Source organism: Streptococcus infantis (assembly GCF_019929665.1).
Lineage (GTDB): Bacteria > Bacillota > Bacilli > Lactobacillales > Streptococcaceae > Streptococcus > Streptococcus infantis_H.
Map to the genome: position 1 here is coordinate 119,128 of NZ_JAHZPZ010000003.1, position 16,201 is coordinate 135,328.

At 40.9% G+C, this 16,201-nt stretch carries 14 protein-coding genes; 9 read left to right on the forward strand and 5 right to left on the reverse strand.

The features are described from left to right. Positions 1-40 precede the first annotated feature (40 nt). Both galU and K1I61_RS06275 read right to left on the reverse strand, forming a co-directional pair. Positions 41-940, reverse strand: coding sequence for a UTP--glucose-1-phosphate uridylyltransferase GalU (galU, locus tag K1I61_RS06270; RefSeq protein WP_223334039.1), 900 nt, complete (start codon positions 938-940; stop codon positions 41-43). Positions 941-961: 21 nt separating this feature from the next. Continuing rightward, positions 962-1,978 carry an NAD(P)H-dependent glycerol-3-phosphate dehydrogenase gene (locus K1I61_RS06275; protein ID WP_223334037.1) on the reverse strand — a complete coding sequence of 339 codons (1,017 nt, stop codon included), beginning with the start codon at positions 1,976-1,978 and terminating at the stop codon, positions 962-964. A gap of 230 nt (positions 1,979-2,208) precedes the next feature. On the opposite strand from K1I61_RS06275, the gene leuS reads away from it, so the two are divergent. From leuS to pepC, 9 genes are all read left to right on the forward strand, one after another. Continuing rightward, positions 2,209-4,710, forward strand: coding sequence for a leucine--tRNA ligase (gene leuS / locus K1I61_RS06280; RefSeq protein WP_223334035.1), 2,502 nt, complete (start codon positions 2,209-2,211; stop codon positions 4,708-4,710). A gap of 347 nt (positions 4,711-5,057) precedes the next feature. After that, positions 5,058-5,708: a DUF4352 domain-containing protein gene (locus K1I61_RS06285; protein WP_223334033.1), complete on the forward strand. Its 651-nt coding sequence runs from the start codon at positions 5,058-5,060 to the stop codon at positions 5,706-5,708. Between the two features lie 127 nt (positions 5,709-5,835). Then, complete coding sequence (locus tag K1I61_RS06290) at positions 5,836-6,273, forward strand: GNAT family N-acetyltransferase (protein ID WP_223334031.1); 438 nt, start codon at positions 5,836-5,838, stop codon at positions 6,271-6,273. A gap of 261 nt (positions 6,274-6,534) precedes the next feature. Beyond that, the gene (locus K1I61_RS06295) at positions 6,535-7,398 is read left to right on the forward strand and encodes an ABC transporter ATP-binding protein (RefSeq protein WP_223334030.1); all 864 of its coding nucleotides are present in this window, start codon (positions 6,535-6,537) and stop codon (positions 7,396-7,398) included. After that, positions 7,398-8,252, forward strand: coding sequence for an ABC transporter permease (locus tag K1I61_RS06300; RefSeq protein WP_036758070.1), 855 nt, complete (start codon positions 7,398-7,400; stop codon positions 8,250-8,252). The genes K1I61_RS06295 and K1I61_RS06300 overlap by 1 nt, the downstream gene beginning before the upstream one ends. A 166-nt stretch (positions 8,253-8,418) precedes the next feature. Further along, positions 8,419-9,417 (forward strand): Holliday junction branch migration DNA helicase RuvB, encoded by a 999-nt coding sequence (ruvB, locus tag K1I61_RS06305; protein WP_016466300.1) that lies wholly within the window; start codon positions 8,419-8,421, stop codon positions 9,415-9,417. Further along, entirely contained in the window at positions 9,398-9,970 is a 573-nt protein-coding gene (locus K1I61_RS06310; protein WP_016466299.1) for a nucleotidyltransferase family protein, read from the forward strand. The genes ruvB and K1I61_RS06310 overlap by 20 nt, the downstream gene beginning before the upstream one ends. A gap of 1,195 nt (positions 9,971-11,165) precedes the next feature. Then, on the forward strand, positions 11,166-11,888 hold the full coding sequence (locus K1I61_RS06315; protein ID WP_223334028.1) for a pseudouridine synthase: 723 nt from the start codon (positions 11,166-11,168) through the stop codon (positions 11,886-11,888). 120 nt (positions 11,889-12,008) lie between these two features. Then, positions 12,009-13,343, forward strand: a complete 1,335-nt coding sequence (gene pepC / locus K1I61_RS06320; protein WP_223334026.1) for an aminopeptidase C — start codon at positions 12,009-12,011, stop codon at positions 13,341-13,343. 65 nt (positions 13,344-13,408) lie between these two features. On the opposite strand, the gene K1I61_RS06325 is transcribed toward pepC, so the two are convergent. Genes K1I61_RS06325 through K1I61_RS06335 form a run of 3 tightly spaced genes read right to left on the reverse strand, consistent with a single transcriptional unit; the run spans position 13,409 to position 16,166 of the window. Further along, positions 13,409-14,320: a PTS system mannose/fructose/sorbose family transporter subunit IID gene (locus tag K1I61_RS06325; protein WP_004250646.1), complete on the reverse strand. Its 912-nt coding sequence runs from the start codon at positions 14,318-14,320 to the stop codon at positions 13,409-13,411. Positions 14,321-14,334: 14 nt separating this feature from the next. After that, positions 14,335-15,147 carry a PTS mannose/fructose/sorbose transporter subunit IIC gene (locus K1I61_RS06330; RefSeq protein ID WP_036756859.1) on the reverse strand — a complete coding sequence of 271 codons (813 nt, stop codon included), beginning with the start codon at positions 15,145-15,147 and terminating at the stop codon, positions 14,335-14,337. 29 nt (positions 15,148-15,176) lie between these two features. Continuing rightward, on the reverse strand, positions 15,177-16,166 hold the full coding sequence (locus tag K1I61_RS06335; RefSeq protein ID WP_036756858.1) for a PTS sugar transporter subunit IIB: 990 nt from the start codon (positions 16,164-16,166) through the stop codon (positions 15,177-15,179). Positions 16,167-16,201: the final 35 nt, after the last annotated feature.

Consider the following 16,201-nt stretch of genomic DNA (forward strand, 5'->3'; position numbering starts at 1 on the left):
GCAACAAAAAAACCAGGTATTTTCAACCTGGTTTAAGGGATTATTTTTCTCCTGAGAGTTCTTTCCCAAGGTTAATCAAGTAAGTTTTCAAGTCATCTTTGACTTGAGGATGTCTAAGTGCGTAGTCGATTGAAGTTTTCATAAAGCCAAACTTGTCTCCAACATCATAACGAGCACCCTTGAATTCACGAGCAAATACTCGTTGGGTTTTGTTGAGGGTATCAATAGCGTCTGTTAGCTGGATTTCATTTCCGGCACCAGGTTTTTGATTTTCAAGAATATCAAAAATCTCTGGTGTGAGGAGATAACGACCGATGATAGCTAAATCACTTGGTGCGTCTTCAGGCGCTGGTTTTTCAACAAAGGTTTCAACACTGTAAAGTCCATCTTTTCCTTCGCCTTGAGGTGCGATAACACCATAGGCAGAAACTTCTTCGTGTGGTACAGGCATTACAGCGATGGTAGAAGCATGAGTCTCTTCGTAATCATTCATGAGTTGCTTGGTCAATGGGACAGCACTGTCATCAGTGATATCCATGAGGTCATCTCCAAGCATAACCACAAATGGTTCGTTTCCGACGAAAGCTTTGGCTTGTAAAACTGCATCTCCGAGTCCGCGTGGATGTGTTTGACGGATGAAGTGAAGGCGCATGCCGGTTGTTTCATCAACTAATCTTAGGAGATCAGTTTTTCCTTTTTCTTTGAGGTTGTATTCTAGTTCAAAGTTTGAATCAAAATGGTCTTCGATAGAACGTTTTGATTTCCCTGTTACAACAAGAATGTCCTCAATTCCAGACTTGAGAGCTTCTTCAACGATGAACTGGATTGTTGGCTTATCCACGATTGGCAACATTTCTTTGGCCAAGGCTTTGGTTGCTGGTAGGAAACGAGTTCCAAGTCCCGCAGCAGGGATAACAGCTTTTCTAACTTTTTGCTTCATGAGCTTCCTTTCTAACGGTGATTATGACCACTCGTTTTCTGCCTTGAACTCGTTACTCATGAGTTCAGAAACAGCATCCTTAATATTAACATTTTCATAAATAACTTGGTAGATAGCTTGGGTAATAGGCATATAGACTTCAAGTTCTTGCGCCAATTCGTAAGCCGCTTTGGTTGTTGAAATACCTTCGATGACCATTCCCATATTGGCTTCGATATCTGCCAAGGCTTCTCCACGCCCAAGAGCATCTCCAGCACGCCAGTTACGTGAGTGGACAGAAGTCCCTGTAACAATCAAATCCCCAACTCCAGAAAGACCACTGTAAGTTAATGGATTTGCTCCAAGTTTAACCCCTAGACGAGTGATTTCCGCAAGACCGCGCGTGATAATGGCAGCTTTAGCGTTGTCTCCAAATCCGAGTCCATGGAGGGCACCTGCACCAACAGCGATGATATTTTTAAGAGCACCAGCTGTTTCCACTCCGATCACATCTGTATTGGTATAAAGACGGAAGTAGTGGTTACTAAAGAGTGTCTGAACATACTGAGCAGTTTGTAAATCCTTGGAAGCGGCTGTAATTAAGGTAATATCACGGACGATTGTTTCTTCTGCGTGACTAGGACCAGATACAACCACAATTTCACTGCGGAATTCTTGAGGGATTTCTTCTTCAAGAATGGTCGAAAGACGTTTGTGACTATTTGGCTCGAGCCCTTTTGAAGCATGCATAATAACTACTTTATGGTCCAAAACAGCAGCTACTTGTTGAGCTACCAATCTTGTCACCTTAGTTGGAACTACGAACAAGACAGCGTCAACGCCCTTCAAGACTTCTGCTAAATCATGGTAGGCTACAATCTTTTCGTCTAATACAGTATCCTTAAAATAGCGTTTGTTGGTATGTTGTGTACTGATTTCGTCAATTTGGTCAGGAATATTTCCCCAGATACGTACTTCATGTCCATTGTCATTTAAAACTTGTGACAGAGCAGTACCCCAAGAACCAGGCCCTAAAACAGCGATGGTTTGTTTGTTCATTTTTCCCTCCTTCTGAGAAAGCACTTTCCTATATTCTACCATAAAAAGCCCTATCTTGCATCTATATTATTTATGAAGCATTAATTGAATGGTAAATTATATAAATTGGAGAAACTATCAGTAAAAATGTCTAATACTTAAAGGTTAAAACGATAAAAAACACGAAAAGAGGAACAATATTTCCCCTAAAAATGGTATAATAGGAGCATCACGAAAATTGGAGAGACAGCATGAGTTTTTACAATCACAAAGAAATCGAGCCTAAATGGCAGAAACACTGGGCTGACCATCACACCTTTAAGACAGGAACAGACGCCTCAAAACCGAAGTTTTATGCATTGGACATGTTCCCTTACCCTTCGGGAGCAGGTCTTCACGTAGGGCACCCAGAAGGCTATACAGCGACCGATATCCTCAGTCGTTTCAAACGTGCCCAAGGCTACAACGTCCTTCACCCAATGGGATGGGATGCCTTTGGTTTGCCTGCAGAGCAATACGCTATGGATACAGGGAATGACCCAGCGGAATTCACAGCGGAAAACATTGCAAACTTCAAACGCCAAATCAATGCGCTTGGATTCTCTTACGACTGGGACCGTGAAGTTAATACTACAGACTCAAACTACTACAAGTGGACGCAATGGATCTTTACCAAGCTTTATGAAAAAGGCTTAGCCTATGAAGCAGAGGTACCAGTAAACTGGGTTGAGGAACTTGGAACAGCTATCGCCAACGAAGAAGTCCTTCCTGACGGAACGTCTGAGCGTGGAGGCTATCCAGTTGTCCGCAAACCAATGCGCCAATGGATGCTCAAAATCACTGCCTATGCGGAGCGCTTGCTCAATGACTTGGATGACCTTGATTGGCCAGAGTCTATCAAGGACATGCAACGCAACTGGATCGGTAAATCAACTGGTGCCAATGTCACTTTCAAAGTGAAAGGGACTGACAAGGAATTCACAGTCTTTACCACTCGTCCTGACACCCTTTTTGGTGCTACCTTCACTGTCTTGGCTCCTGAGCATGACTTGGTAGACGCTATCACAAGTCCTGAACAAGCTGAGGCTGTAGCGGACTACAAACACCAAGCTAGCCTCAAGTCTGACTTGGCTCGTACTGACCTTGCCAAGGAAAAAACAGGGGTTTGGACTGGTGCTTATGCTATCAACCCTGTCAATGGCAAAGAAATTCCAATCTGGATTGCCGACTATGTTCTTGCTAGCTACGGAACAGGTGCTGTTATGGCCGTACCTGCCCACGATGAGCGTGACTGGGAATTTGCTAAACAGTTTGGACTTCCAATCGTAGAAGTCTTGGAAGGTGGCAACGTTGAAGAAGCTGCCTATACAGAAGACGGCCTTCACGTCAACTCTGACTTCTTGAACGGTCTCAACAAAGAAGAAGCGATTGCTAAAATCGTGTCTTGGCTAGAAGAAAAAGGCTTTGGTCAAGAAAAGGTTACCTATCGTCTCCGCGACTGGCTCTTTAGCCGTCAACGTTACTGGGGTGAACCAATCCCAATCATTCATTGGGAAGATGGGACTTCGACAGCTGTTCCAGAAAGTGAACTCCCACTTGTCTTGCCAGTAACCAAGGATATCCGCCCTTCAGGTACTGGTGAAAGCCCATTGGCTAACTTGACAGACTGGCTGGAAGTGACTCGTGAGGATGGCGTCAAAGGTCGTCGTGAAACCAACACTATGCCACAATGGGCTGGTTCAAGCTGGTACTACCTCCGCTATATCGATCCACACAACACTGAAAAATTAGCCGATGAGGATCTCCTCAAACAATGGTTGCCAGTAGATATCTACGTGGGTGGTGCAGAACACGCCGTTCTCCACTTGCTTTACGCTCGTTTCTGGCATAAATTCCTCTATGATATCGGTGTCGTTCCAACTAAAGAACCATTCCAAAAACTCTTTAACCAAGGAATGATTTTGGGAACAAGCTACCGTGACCATCGCGGTGCTCTTGTAGCAACTGACAAGGTTGAAAAACGTGACGGTTCCTTCTTCCATGTGGAAACAGGGGAAGAATTGGAGCAAGCACCAGCTAAGATGTCTAAATCCCTCAAGAACGTGGTCAATCCAGACGATGTGGTGGAACAATATGGTGCTGATACCCTTCGTGTCTATGAAATGTTTATGGGACCACTCGATGCTTCCATCGCTTGGTCTGAAGAAGGATTGGAAGGAAGCCGTAAATTCCTTGACCGTGTGTACCGTTTGATCACAACGAAAGAAATCGTTGCGGAAAACAATGGCGCTCTAGACAAGGTTTATAACGAAACCGTTAAAGCTGTCACAGAGCAAATCGAGTCCATGAAATTCAACACAGCCATTGCCCAACTTATGGTCTTTGTCAACGCTGCTAATAAGGAAGACAAGCTCTATGTGGACTACGCCAAAGGCTTTATCCAATTGATCGCTCCATTTGCGCCTCACTTGGCAGAAGAACTCTGGCAAACAGTGGCAGCAACAGGCGAGTCTATCTCTTATGTAGCTTGGCCAACATGGGACGAAAGCAAATTGGTTGAAGACGAAATCGAAATCGTCGTCCAAATCAAAGGAAAAGTCCGCGCTAAACTCATGGTCGCAAAAGACCTTTCACGCGAAGAATTGCAAGAAATTGCTCTGGCTGACGAAAAAGTCAAAGCAGAGATCGATGGTAAGGAAATCGTGAAAGTGATTGCGGTACCTAATAAACTCGTTAATATCGTCGTTAAATAACGAGTTTATTAGCCCTATCTGCCACCTTCAATAGTCCACTGGACTATTGAAGCCAACCAAACTCGTTAATATCGTTGTGAGATAAGAAATGAATCCTTCAGAGTAGAATCTGGAGGATTTTTAAATTTAATATTTAGGTTGGAATAATTAGTCTAGAGTAAACCTTTTTTTGAAAAATAATATTATTTTTATACAAGTTTGCCATTTGAAATTTTTAGATAAAGTAATTTATAAAAAATGATACTGTTAATCTAAATTAAAAATTACATTTTATTCAATAAATGCTTTTTTTTTTTTAGGAAATATATTATAATAGTTTAAAATAAAAACATTAAAGGAGATTTCTTATGGCTAAGAAAATCAAAGATGAAAATGGTAACGTTTATGTGAAAAAAACGCCTTTTTATAAAAAATGGTGGTTCATATTAATAATTGTGCTTATTGCATATGGTGCTATTAAAGGAGGAAATGGTAGCAATTCATCACAACAGTCAACTACATCTAATTCAAGTGCTCAAGTAACAACATCAGAAGAAGCAGTTCAAACAAAGGTATCAGAAGAAACTAAAAAAACAGAAGAGAAAACAACCAAGGCAGAGCATAAGATTGGAGAAATTGTCAAAGTTGGGGATGTTGAATATGTTGTGAATTCGAAATCCTTATCTCAAAATGTTGGTGGAGAATATGGAAAAACTGCCAACGGTGTTTATTTAATTGTGAATGTAACAGTAAAAAATACTGGCAAAAAATCTATAACAGTTACTGATGATTTTTTTAAACTTTTAAAAGGTGATACGGAGTATGCAACAGATGGTGCAGCTGGTTTATATGCAAATGAAGAAGCAAAATTCTTCTTATCAGAATTAAATCCTGAAAATAGCATCACAGGAAATGTGGTATTTGACTTGAGTAATGAGACTGCAAATGCCTCAGGTTTACAGTTACAAGTACAAACAGGTATTTGGGGAACTCAAAAAGGGAAAATCAGTCTAGATTGATAAAATAGTAAAAAATGCATAAGTTCAATTTTGTTACATTGACTCTATGCATTTTTTGATTCTTATTTACTTTTATGCTATTATTTTATAAAAATCAGTAAATGAGAATTCTGGTGGAGGTAAGATAATGATTTGTATTAGAAGTCAACAGTCAGTTGCTTTAGAAGACGTTTTACATCTCTATCAGGCAGTTGGTTGGACAAACTATACCAATCAGCCACAGATGTTGGAGCAGGCCTTGTATCACTCACTAGCAACTTATCTTGCCCGTGATGGTGAGGAAATCGTTGGTTTAGTGCGTCTGGTTGGAGACGGTTTTTCATCCGTTTTTGTCCAGGATTTGATTGTTTTGCCTAGCTATCAGCGCCAAGGAATTGGTAGTAACTTGATGAAAGAAGCCTTGGCTGACTATAAGGATGCCTATCAAATACAACTAGCGACTGAACAGACAGAAAAAACCTTGGGTTTTTACCGTTCTCTGGGGTTTGAAACCTTATCTACTTATGATTGTACAGGAATGATTTGGGTGGATCGAAAAAAAATTAAAATAATTCTTTTATCTTAAGTTAACTTTAAGTTTACTCATGTATCATGTAATCATTAAGTAAAGACCTCCTAACTTTATTTAATAGAAATCCTAAACTTTTCTTTTTCATAATAATCTCCCTAAAGAAGCCACCAAATCAGGTGGCTTTTTTATGTTCAAATTCAGAAGTTTTAAGGTAGAATTGACCACATAATCATCCATTTCGACCACATAGCACCAAACTATATTTTTTCTTTTTCCTTTTTGTTAAACTGAAGGTGTAAAAAGGAGGAAGGAAATATGATTTTACAAGCAAAAGGCCTCACTAAGAACTATGGAGACCATACAGCAGTAAAAGATATAAATTTAGAGTTTAAAAAAGGAAGTTTTAACGCAATCTTAGGACCTAATGGGGCTGGCAAATCGACCACGATTTCAATGTTAATCGGACTTAAACGAGCTACTAATGGTCAAATCATCTATGCGCCCAATACTAGGATTGGAGTTGTTTTTCAAGCAAGTGTATTGGATGAAAAGTTGACGGTCAAAGAAAACCTAGCCATTCGTGCCCAGCAGTATAAAGGGATTAAGGGTGGTCGTGTGGAAGATTTAATCAATCAACTAGGATTGACTGCTTTTCAGAAACAACTTTATGGAACTTTATCAGGAGGACAGAAACGTCGAGTTGACATTGCTCGGGCTCTCCTATCCAATCCCGATATTTTATTTCTAGATGAGCCTACGACTGGACTAGATATTCAGACTCGCAAATCCATTTGGGATTTATTGTATCGTCTACAAAGAGATGAAGGGATGACTATTATCTTAACGACTCATTATCTGGATGAAGCAGATGAGGCAGATCAACTTTATATTATAGATCATGGAAAGGTTATTGCCCAAGGTTCTGCTACTGAAATTAAAAGTGAGTACGCTTCCAATCTTTTAAAAATTTGTTTTAAAGACAAGCAGGTGGAGAAATTCTTACCTAAAAATATGCCTGTGGAAAAGGAAAATGAGTTTGAGTATAGTCTTTATCCTAAGAGCCAATTGGAAGCTATTGATTATTTGACCCAAGTTCGTGAGAAGATTGCTAGCTTTGAATTTCGTCCAGGAACTATGGATGATGCCTTCATAGCCCTTACAGGAAGAGAGGTGCGCTAATGTTAGCCTTATTAAAACGTGATTTTTTATTGTATTTTCGTAATCGTTCAGGAGTCTTTTTCTCATTACTGGGAGCTTTGATTTCCTTTCTACTCTATATCATTTTTTTGCAGAAAAATTTGATGGATGCCTGGTCCCAACTTCCTGATAATAAGAGCCTTTTAAATAACTGGCTGATGGGTGGAACCTTGGCTGTGACTGGGATTACAACCAGTTTTACAGCTTTGACCCAGATGGTACAAGACCGTGAAAATCAAGTGGATCAGGATCTCTTTTTGACAGATTTAGGGAGCTGGGGCTTGCAACTGTCTTATCTTATTAGTAGCCTTATCATTTCCTTTGTTATGCAAGCCTTTATGCTTATTGTTATGAGCCTTTATTTTCAAGAAATTCCAGCTATGAGTAAGCTATTTGAAATAAGTTTAATCATGCTACTAAGTAGTCTCCTTTCAACATTGGTAAATGTACTCTTGATTTATCATTTCCAGTCAGTAGATAGTCTGGGTAAATTGGCTACAATTGTAGGTACAGTTTCAGGATTTTTAGTAGGAACTTATGTACCAATGGGAATTCTTCCTAACTTCGCTCAAGTTCTCATGAAGTGCACACCGGCTACCTATCTTGCTTCTCTCTATAGACAGGTCTTAATGAAGGAGCAATTAGAAACTACATTTATGGGGAATAGTAGCTTATTAGAAGAGTTTCAAGAAAAATTAGGAATCCGGCTTAATTGGCAGAACCTTTTAACAAAGGAAGAAACATACTTAATAGTGGTGAGTATCTGCCTCCTAACTTTTCTGCTTTGGCTGCTAGTAGTTAAAATCTCTAGCAAAAAAATAAAATTTATAGGTTAAGCTAACTTTAAGTCTTCTCTTGTATCATATAGTTATTAAGTAAAGGCCTCCTAACTTTATTTAATAGAAATCCTAAACTTTTCTTTTTCATAATAATCTCCCTAAAGAAGCCACCAAATCAGGTGGCTTTTTTGTTTGTAGGCTGGATTTTTGCTATAATAGGAACATGAGTAGAATTTTAGATAATGAAATCATGGGTGATGAGGAGTTGGTAGAACGTACCCTCCGTCCCCAATATTTACGTGAATATATCGGACAAGACAAGGTCAAGGATCAGCTTCAAATCTTTATCGAGGCAGCAAAAATGCGTGATGAGGCGCTGGATCATGTTCTTTTATTTGGCCCTCCAGGTCTCGGGAAAACAACCATGGCTTTTGTCATTGCCAATGAATTGGGAGTTAATCTCAAGCAGACATCTGGTCCCGTTATCGAAAAAGCCGGTGATTTGGTAGCGATTTTGAATGACTTGGAGCCAGGAGATGTTCTTTTTATTGATGAGATTCATCGCTTGCCCATGTCGGTAGAAGAGGTACTTTACAGTGCCATGGAAGACTTCTACATTGACATCATGATTGGTGCTGGAGAAGCTAGTCGTAGTGTCCATCTAGATTTGCCACCATTTACCTTGATTGGGGCAACGACACGAGCTGGGATGCTTTCAAATCCTCTTCGTGCCCGTTTTGGGATTACAGGTCACATGGAATATTATACCCATTCTGACTTGACAGAGATTGTCGAGCGGACGGCAGATATCTTTGAGATGGAAATCACCCATGAAGCTGCTTCCGAGTTAGCTTTACGCAGTCGTGGAACTCCTCGTATTGCTAATCGTCTTCTCAAGCGCGTGCGTGACTTTGCCCAGATTATGGGCGATGGCTTGATTGATGATGTCATTACGGATAAGGCCTTGACTATGCTGGATGTAGACCATGAAGGTTTGGACTATGTAGACCAAAAAATCCTTCGCACCATGATTGAGATGTATGGCGGCGGACCTGTCGGTCTAGGAACTCTTTCGGTTAATATCGCCGAAGAGCGTGAGACAGTAGAGGATATGTATGAACCTTACCTGATCCAGAAAGGATTTATCATGCGAACTCGTTCAGGACGGGTCGCGACAGCTAAGGCTTATGAACATTTAGGGTATGAATATATTGAAAAATAAGACTGAAATCTTAGACTCTTTCAGAGAAAATCCTGACATGATGGCTATTCTGACTATCATCTGTGACTTGGAGTTGAAAGATTCTTGGTTGGCGGCTGGTTCAGTTCGAAATTTTATTTGGAATCTCTTGTCAGATAAACCAGCCTTTGACCGTGAAACGGATGTGGATGTCATTTTCTTTGACCCAGAGGTGAGTTATGAAGAAACGCTGGCAATAGAAAACAAGTTGAGAGAGGATTTTCCCGAGTATCAATGGGAGCTGAAGAATCAAGCCTATATGCATCAGCATAGTCCCCATACGGAACCGTATGTGAATTCCTGTGACGCTATGAGTAAATATCCCGAACGTTGTACAGCGATAGGACTTCGCTTGCATGCTGATGCAACTTTAGAGCTCTTTGCTCCTTATGGTTTAGAGGATATTTTGAACTTTCAGGTTTCTCCAACTCCCCATTTTTTAGAAAATGACGACCGGATGAAGCTTTATCAACAGCGTTTATCTAAGAAAAACTGGCAAGTAAAATGGAAAAATCTCACATTTAAAAATACTTAAGGAAACTTTAAGATAGGAGCTGTATACTTATCTCATAAGTTAAGAAGACCTTAACTTATACTCCTAAAACTTTTTCATAATAATCTCCCTATAAAAAAATTAAGTCGCCCAATCAGGCGGCTTTTTTTTGTTGCGAACTCGAAGTGAGAATGGTTTCTAATAAAGGGCAAACACCGGCGAAATGTTGACAAAGGGGAAAGATTTCTCTAGTATAAGAAGTGAGCTAGAGATTTTCTGAGATTAGAGTAAATTGAAGTCCAGTGGTTTGAGAAAGAGATGTTGAACAATGACTAAAAGAATGAAAAACAATAGGAAACTAGTTAATCTAGGATTGTATCAAAACAAAATAGTCTATTATGACTTAAAAGAAAAGAGACTTTACTTTTCCATTCTCGAAAGAACCTCTAAGAATCAACACTATTACACTCTTGGACTCACTTTGCTATCTCTCCCCATTATTAGATTGCTGAATGGTTTAACCATTTTTGATATCCCTACTATCAAATATTCTAGCTTCATTCTATGTTCCTGTCTTTCCTTGCTCATAGGGAAATTTGTAGTTGACTATTATGACAAAGACTTGGATTTATATCCGGCATTGTTTACAGATATTGAGTACTCAGAGTTCTTAGAAATAGCAAAGAAAAATGGAAATCTTGCTTTCTTATTTATTTGTATTAGTAGTATCAGTTTGATAGGTTCCTTGATAGTTTACCTGGTCTATGCAAAGTTTTTAGGATTGCTGATTTATTCGGTTCTCTTATTCATTCTCTACATTTGTGTGGTCAATAATGTACATAAAAGGAATAAAGTGATTAAAAAACTTAACTAGTGAAAATCTTCCATATGATTTGGTTGCGGATGGTGAGACGGAAGAATCAGTCTCGTAGAGTGTTATTGATTAAATTTAAAAAAAGATTGGAGTAAATATGAGTAACAAAGTATCAATTATGCAAGAAATGTTTAAAAAGAGGGGTCAGATGAACTGGTTCCTGCAGTAACCATTATCTTAGATGGTCAGATTAGAAATATCATTGATGCCCTAACAGAACAGAATGGCTATGAAGGCTATCCAGAAGCTATTTCAGATATTCTTCTCAAAGGAATAGAAAGTATGATAAAAAAATAAATCCGGGAAAGCAAATACAAGAAAAAGAGAGCGAAAACCGCTCTCTTTTTATGATATAATAGCCCTATGAGATTAGATAAATTTTTAGTTGCCTGTGCTGTTGGTAGCCGGACGGAGGTCAAAAACTTTCTAAAGACTGGGGGCGTGACGGTCAATGGCAAAAAGGAAAAATCTGCCAAGCTGCAAATCAATGAAGACACGGACGAGATTTGTTTTGACGGGCAAAAGTTAGAGTACGAGGAGTTTGTCTACTATATGATGAACAAGCCTCAGGGGGTTATCTCAGCGACTGAAGATCCTAAACACAAGACAGTTTTGGATTTGTTGGATGACTTAGCTCGTTCAAAGGAAGTTTTCCCAGTCGGTCGTTTGGATATTGATACGCATGGACTCTTACTCTTGACCAATGATGGCAAGCTAGCTCATGCTCTTCTTTCCCCTAAACGCCATGTGGATAAGACTTATCTGGCACAGGTCAAGGGAATCATGACGGATGAAGACATTGAGACATTTGCCCAAGGGATTCCGCTCAAGGACTTTACCTGTCAGCCTGCCAAGCTGGAGCTTGTGTCGGTGGATACGGAAAAGGATCAAAGTCTGGTCCGAGTGACCATCGCAGAAGGAAAATTTCACCAAGTCAAACGGATGGTAGCCTACTGTGGCAAGGAAGTGGTGGACTTGCAACGTCTGACCATGGGAACTTTGACCTTGGATGAGGGTTTGAAACGTGGAGAATGGCGTCGTTTAACCAAGGATGAGCTAAAAGCTTTGCTTGAGAGTGTCCGCTAGTGATAGTAGCACTATGAAATATTAGGAAAATGCGAGGAAAATATCCTTGCCTTTTTCAGTTTTTGGTTGCTTCCTTTGTGAAAAGAGTTATAATAGACAGTAAGAAAAAAGGAGGATTTTATGAACGCGATTCAAGAATCATTTACAGATAAATTATTTGCCAACTATGAAGCAAATGTAAAATACCAAGCTATCGAAAATGCTGCTAGCCATAACGGTATTTTTGCAGCCCTTGAGCGTCGTCAAAGTCATGTCGACAACACACCAGTTTTCTCACTTGATTTGACAAAGGACAAGGTCACTAACCAGAAAGCATCTGGTCGTTGCTGGATGTTTGCGGCCCTTAATACTTTCCGCCACAAACTCATCTCTCAATACAAACTTGAAAACTTTGAATTGTCACAAGCCCACACCTTCTTCTGGGACAAGTATGAAAAATCTAACTGGTTCTTGGAGCAAGTCATTGCGACTGCTGACCAAGAATTGACGAGCCGCAAGGTTAGCTTCCTACTCCAAACTCCACAACAAGATGGTGGTCAGTGGGATATGGTGGTTTCTCTCTTTGAGAAATACGGTGTCGTTCCTAAGTCTGTTTATCCAGAGTCTGTTTCATCTAGTAGCAGCCGTGAGCTCAATGCAATTCTAAACAAATTGCTTCGTCAAGATGCTCAAATCTTGCGTGACCTCTTGGCTTCTGGCGCTGACCAAGCGACTGTTCAAGCTAAGAAAGAAGACCTCTTGCAAGAAATCTTTAATTTCCTTGCCATGTCACTAGGACTTCCACCACGTCAGTTTGACTTTGCTTATCGCGATAAGGATAACAACTACCAAAGCGAAAAGGGCATCACCCCACAAGAATTTTACAAGAAATACGTTGACCTTCCACTAGAAGACTACGTTTCTGTGATCAATGCTCCAACTGCTGATAAACCTTACGGTAGATCTTACACAGTTGAGATGTTGGGAAATGTTGTTGGTAGCCGTGCAGTTCGCTACATCAACGTACCGATGGAACGCTTGAAAGAATTGGCCATTGCCCAAATGCAAACAGGAGAAACTGTCTGGTTTGGTTCAGATGTCGGCCAGCTCAGCAACCGTAAAGCAGGAATCCTTGCGACAGATGTTTATGACTTTGAATCAAGTATGGACATTCAACTCACTCAAGACAAGGCAGGACGTTTGGACTACAGCGAAAGCTTGATGACCCACGCTATGGTCTTGACAGGTGTTGATTTGGATGAAAATGGTAAATCAACTAAGTGGAAAGTTGAAAATTCATGGGGAGACAAGGTCGGTACAGATGGTTACTTTGTTGCCTCAGATGCTTGGATGGACGAATACACTTACCAAATCGTTGTTCGTAAAGAATTGCTGACAGCAGAAGAACAAGCTGCTTATGAAGCAGAACCAATCGTGCTTGCACCATGGGATCCAATGGGTGCCTTGGCAGAATAATTGAAAATAAAAAAGAATCAGGTGATAAACCTGATTCTTTTTTTGTTTGTACATTCTCGCCGAGATTACATGATACCGAAGAAACGAGCTGCGATACCAACTGCAAAGAGGGCAAGGATGATTGTGATTGGAGATACTTTTTTCTTAAGCAACCACATGCAAAGGAAAGTAAGGAGAAGTCCCATCAATCCTGGAATCAATGAGTCCAACTGACCTTGAAGCGTTTGTGGTTGAACGCTATCTAGGCTCATACCACTAAGCGCTTGACCAAGAATGCCCTTCAATTCTCCACCAGTAACAGCACCTTCTGGGAAGTTGATGTAGGCACCTTCTGACAATTGTTTGCCTGGAAGGTTGATAGTGAAGTTGATGGATACCCAACGTTGTACAAGAACGGCAAGGATGAACATACCAAGGATAGATGCACCCTTAGTGATGTCTTTCAAGATACCACCTGACATGTCTTTAGTGATTTCAGATCCAGCTTTGTAACCAAACTCTTGTGTATACCAAAGGAATGACATACGGATTGCATTCCATCCAAAGAAGAAGAGAAGTGGTCCAACGATGTTACCAGTTGCAGCAAGTGATGCACCAAGGGCACCAAGGATCGGACGAACTGTAAACCAGAAGACTGGGTCACCGATACCAGCAAGAGGTCCCATCATACCGATCTTAACACCTTGGATAGCAGCGTCATCGATTTCAGTACCGTTAGCGCGTTCTTCTTCAAGTGCAAGAGTAACCCCCATGATTGGAGCAGCTACGTATGGGTGAGTGTTGAAGAATTCAAGGTGACGCTCAAGAGCAGCTGCTTGGTCTTCTTTTTTAGTGTAAAGTTTCTTGATAGCTGGGATCAAAGAGTATGCCCAACCCAAGTTTTGCATACGTTCGTAGTTCCAAGAACCTTGAAGGAATTGTGAACGCCACCAAACTTTTTGGCGATCTGATTTTGATAATTGAATTTTTTCAGCCATGATTGTTCCCCTTTCTAGTAGTCTTCTAAGATATCACCAATTGGGTCGTTAGAAGTTGCAGCTCCTCCGCCACCGTTTCCACCTTGTTTAGAAAGGTTGAGGTAGATGAAGGCAAGGGCAACACCGATTACACCAAGGGCAATCAAAGTCAATTGAGAAATGGCAGCAAAGGCAAAACCGAGTGCGAAGAATGGCCATACTTCACGAGTAGCCATCATGTTGATAACCAAAGCGTAACCAACGGCAACGACCATGGCACCACCAACAGCCATACCACCGTTCAACCAGTCTGGCATTAAACCAAGAGCGTCTTGAACAGCAGAAGCTGGGATAGCAATAAGGAAGGCTGCAGGAACAGCGATACGAAGACCTTGAAGAATAAGGGCAAAGTAGTGAGCGCGTTCAACAGCTGCAATGTTTCCTTCTTTAGCAGCAGCATCTGCAGTGTGAACCAAACCAACTGAAATTGTACGAACGATCATAGTCAAGAAAAGTCCAGCTACGGCAAGAGGGATTGCAGTTGCAGTTGCGACTGCGATACCTTCAGTAGTAAAGTTACCACCTTTAATCATGATAATTGCAGCGGCAACAGAGGCAAGAGCAGCGTCAGGAGCAACGGCAGCTCCGATGTTAGCCCAACCAAGGGCAATCATTTGAAGGGATCCACCAAGCATAACCCCTGCTTCGAGGTTACCAGTTACAAGACCGATAAGGGTACATGCTACGATTGGTTGATGGAATTGGAATTGGTCGAGGATACCTTCAAGACCTGCGAAGAAGGCAACAACTACAACCAAGATAGCAGAAATGATTGAAATATCTGACATGGTTTTATTCCTTTTCTATTTAATGTTAATTATTGAACGTTAGCTTTGCTAATCAAGTCAAACAAATCTTTTTTCGTGTCGTTTGGTACTTTACGTACGTCAAATTCAACACCAAGGTCACGCATTTTTTCGAATGTAGCAACGTCGTCTTTATCCATTGACAATACGTTGTTGATCATTGTTTTACCAGTTGAGTGAGCCATTGATCCAACGTTAAGAGTCTTAATTGGTACACCGCCTTCGATAGCACGAAGGGCATCTTGAGGTGTTTCAAACAAGATAAGGGCGTGTGTGTTACCAAAACGAGGGTCTTTTGCAACCTCAATCAATTTTTTGATTGGCACAACGTTAGCTTTTACTCCGTTAGGAGCTGCTTGTTTGATCAACTCTTTACGCAATTCGTCGTTTGCAACGTTATCTGAAGCAACGATAATACGGTCTGCTTTTGAATCTGGTGTCCAAGCAGTTGCGACTTGCCCGTGAAGGAGACGTGTGTCAAGACGTGCAAGGTTGATTTTCAATTTTCCGTCTCCGATAACAGTTCCTTCTGGAATAGCAGCTTGGGCTACTGGAGCAGCTGCAGCAGTTGCAATTTCCTCAGCTGGGTTTAGCTCTTCTGGAAGAGCCTTGATGCCATCCTTAGCTTCTTTAATGATGTTCGCAGCAACTTTAGCCACTCCGGCATTAGCGTCCATCAGGCGTTCGGTGTAGGCTTGGATTAACATCGGCAAGTTAAGTCCTGTGATGATGGCAAATTTACGCTCAGGATTTTCTCCCATTACGCGGCTAGCTTGGTTAAATGGAGAACCACTCCAAAGGTCAGCCAAGACTAGAACCTCATCTTCTGCGTCAAATGCAGCCACAGCATTGTTGAATTTTGCGTATAAATCATCTGGACCTTCGTTTGGCATAAAGGTTACAACTTGAACCTTTTCTTGTTCACCAAAGATCATAGATCCTGACTGATGAATACCCGCGGCAAATTCACCGTGACTCGCAATAATGATTCCGATACTCATTATTGTCATTCCTCCTTATAAAATGTTTGACTTGT

Coding starts and splice junctions, on each gene's coding strand:
- K1I61_RS06300 (WP_036758070.1), top strand. CDS start 7,398: ATGTTAGCCTTATTAAAACGTGATTTTTTATTGTATTTTCGTAATCGT.
- K1I61_RS06290 (WP_223334031.1), top strand. CDS start 5,836: ATGATTTGTATTAGAAGTCAACAGTCAGTTGCTTTAGAAGACGTTTTA.
- ruvB (WP_016466300.1), top strand. CDS start 8,419: ATGAGTAGAATTTTAGATAATGAAATCATGGGTGATGAGGAGTTGGTA.
- galU (WP_223334039.1), bottom strand. CDS start 940: ATGAAGCAAAAAGTTAGAAAAGCTGTTATCCCTGCTGCGGGACTTGGA.
- pepC (WP_223334026.1), top strand. CDS start 12,009: ATGAACGCGATTCAAGAATCATTTACAGATAAATTATTTGCCAACTAT.
- K1I61_RS06285 (WP_223334033.1), top strand. CDS start 5,058: ATGGCTAAGAAAATCAAAGATGAAAATGGTAACGTTTATGTGAAAAAA.
- K1I61_RS06295 (WP_223334030.1), top strand. CDS start 6,535: ATGATTTTACAAGCAAAAGGCCTCACTAAGAACTATGGAGACCATACA.
- K1I61_RS06335 (WP_036756858.1), bottom strand. CDS start 16,166: ATGAGTATCGGAATCATTATTGCGAGTCACGGTGAATTTGCCGCGGGT.
- leuS (WP_223334035.1), top strand. CDS start 2,209: ATGAGTTTTTACAATCACAAAGAAATCGAGCCTAAATGGCAGAAACAC.
- K1I61_RS06275 (WP_223334037.1), bottom strand. CDS start 1,978: ATGAACAAACAAACCATCGCTGTTTTAGGGCCTGGTTCTTGGGGTACT.
- K1I61_RS06325 (WP_004250646.1), bottom strand. CDS start 14,320: ATGGCTGAAAAAATTCAATTATCAAAATCAGATCGCCAAAAAGTTTGG.
- K1I61_RS06330 (WP_036756859.1), bottom strand. CDS start 15,147: ATGTCAGATATTTCAATCATTTCTGCTATCTTGGTTGTAGTTGTTGCC.
- K1I61_RS06315 (WP_223334028.1), top strand. CDS start 11,166: ATGAGATTAGATAAATTTTTAGTTGCCTGTGCTGTTGGTAGCCGGACG.
- K1I61_RS06310 (WP_016466299.1), top strand. CDS start 9,398: ATGAATATATTGAAAAATAAGACTGAAATCTTAGACTCTTTCAGAGAA.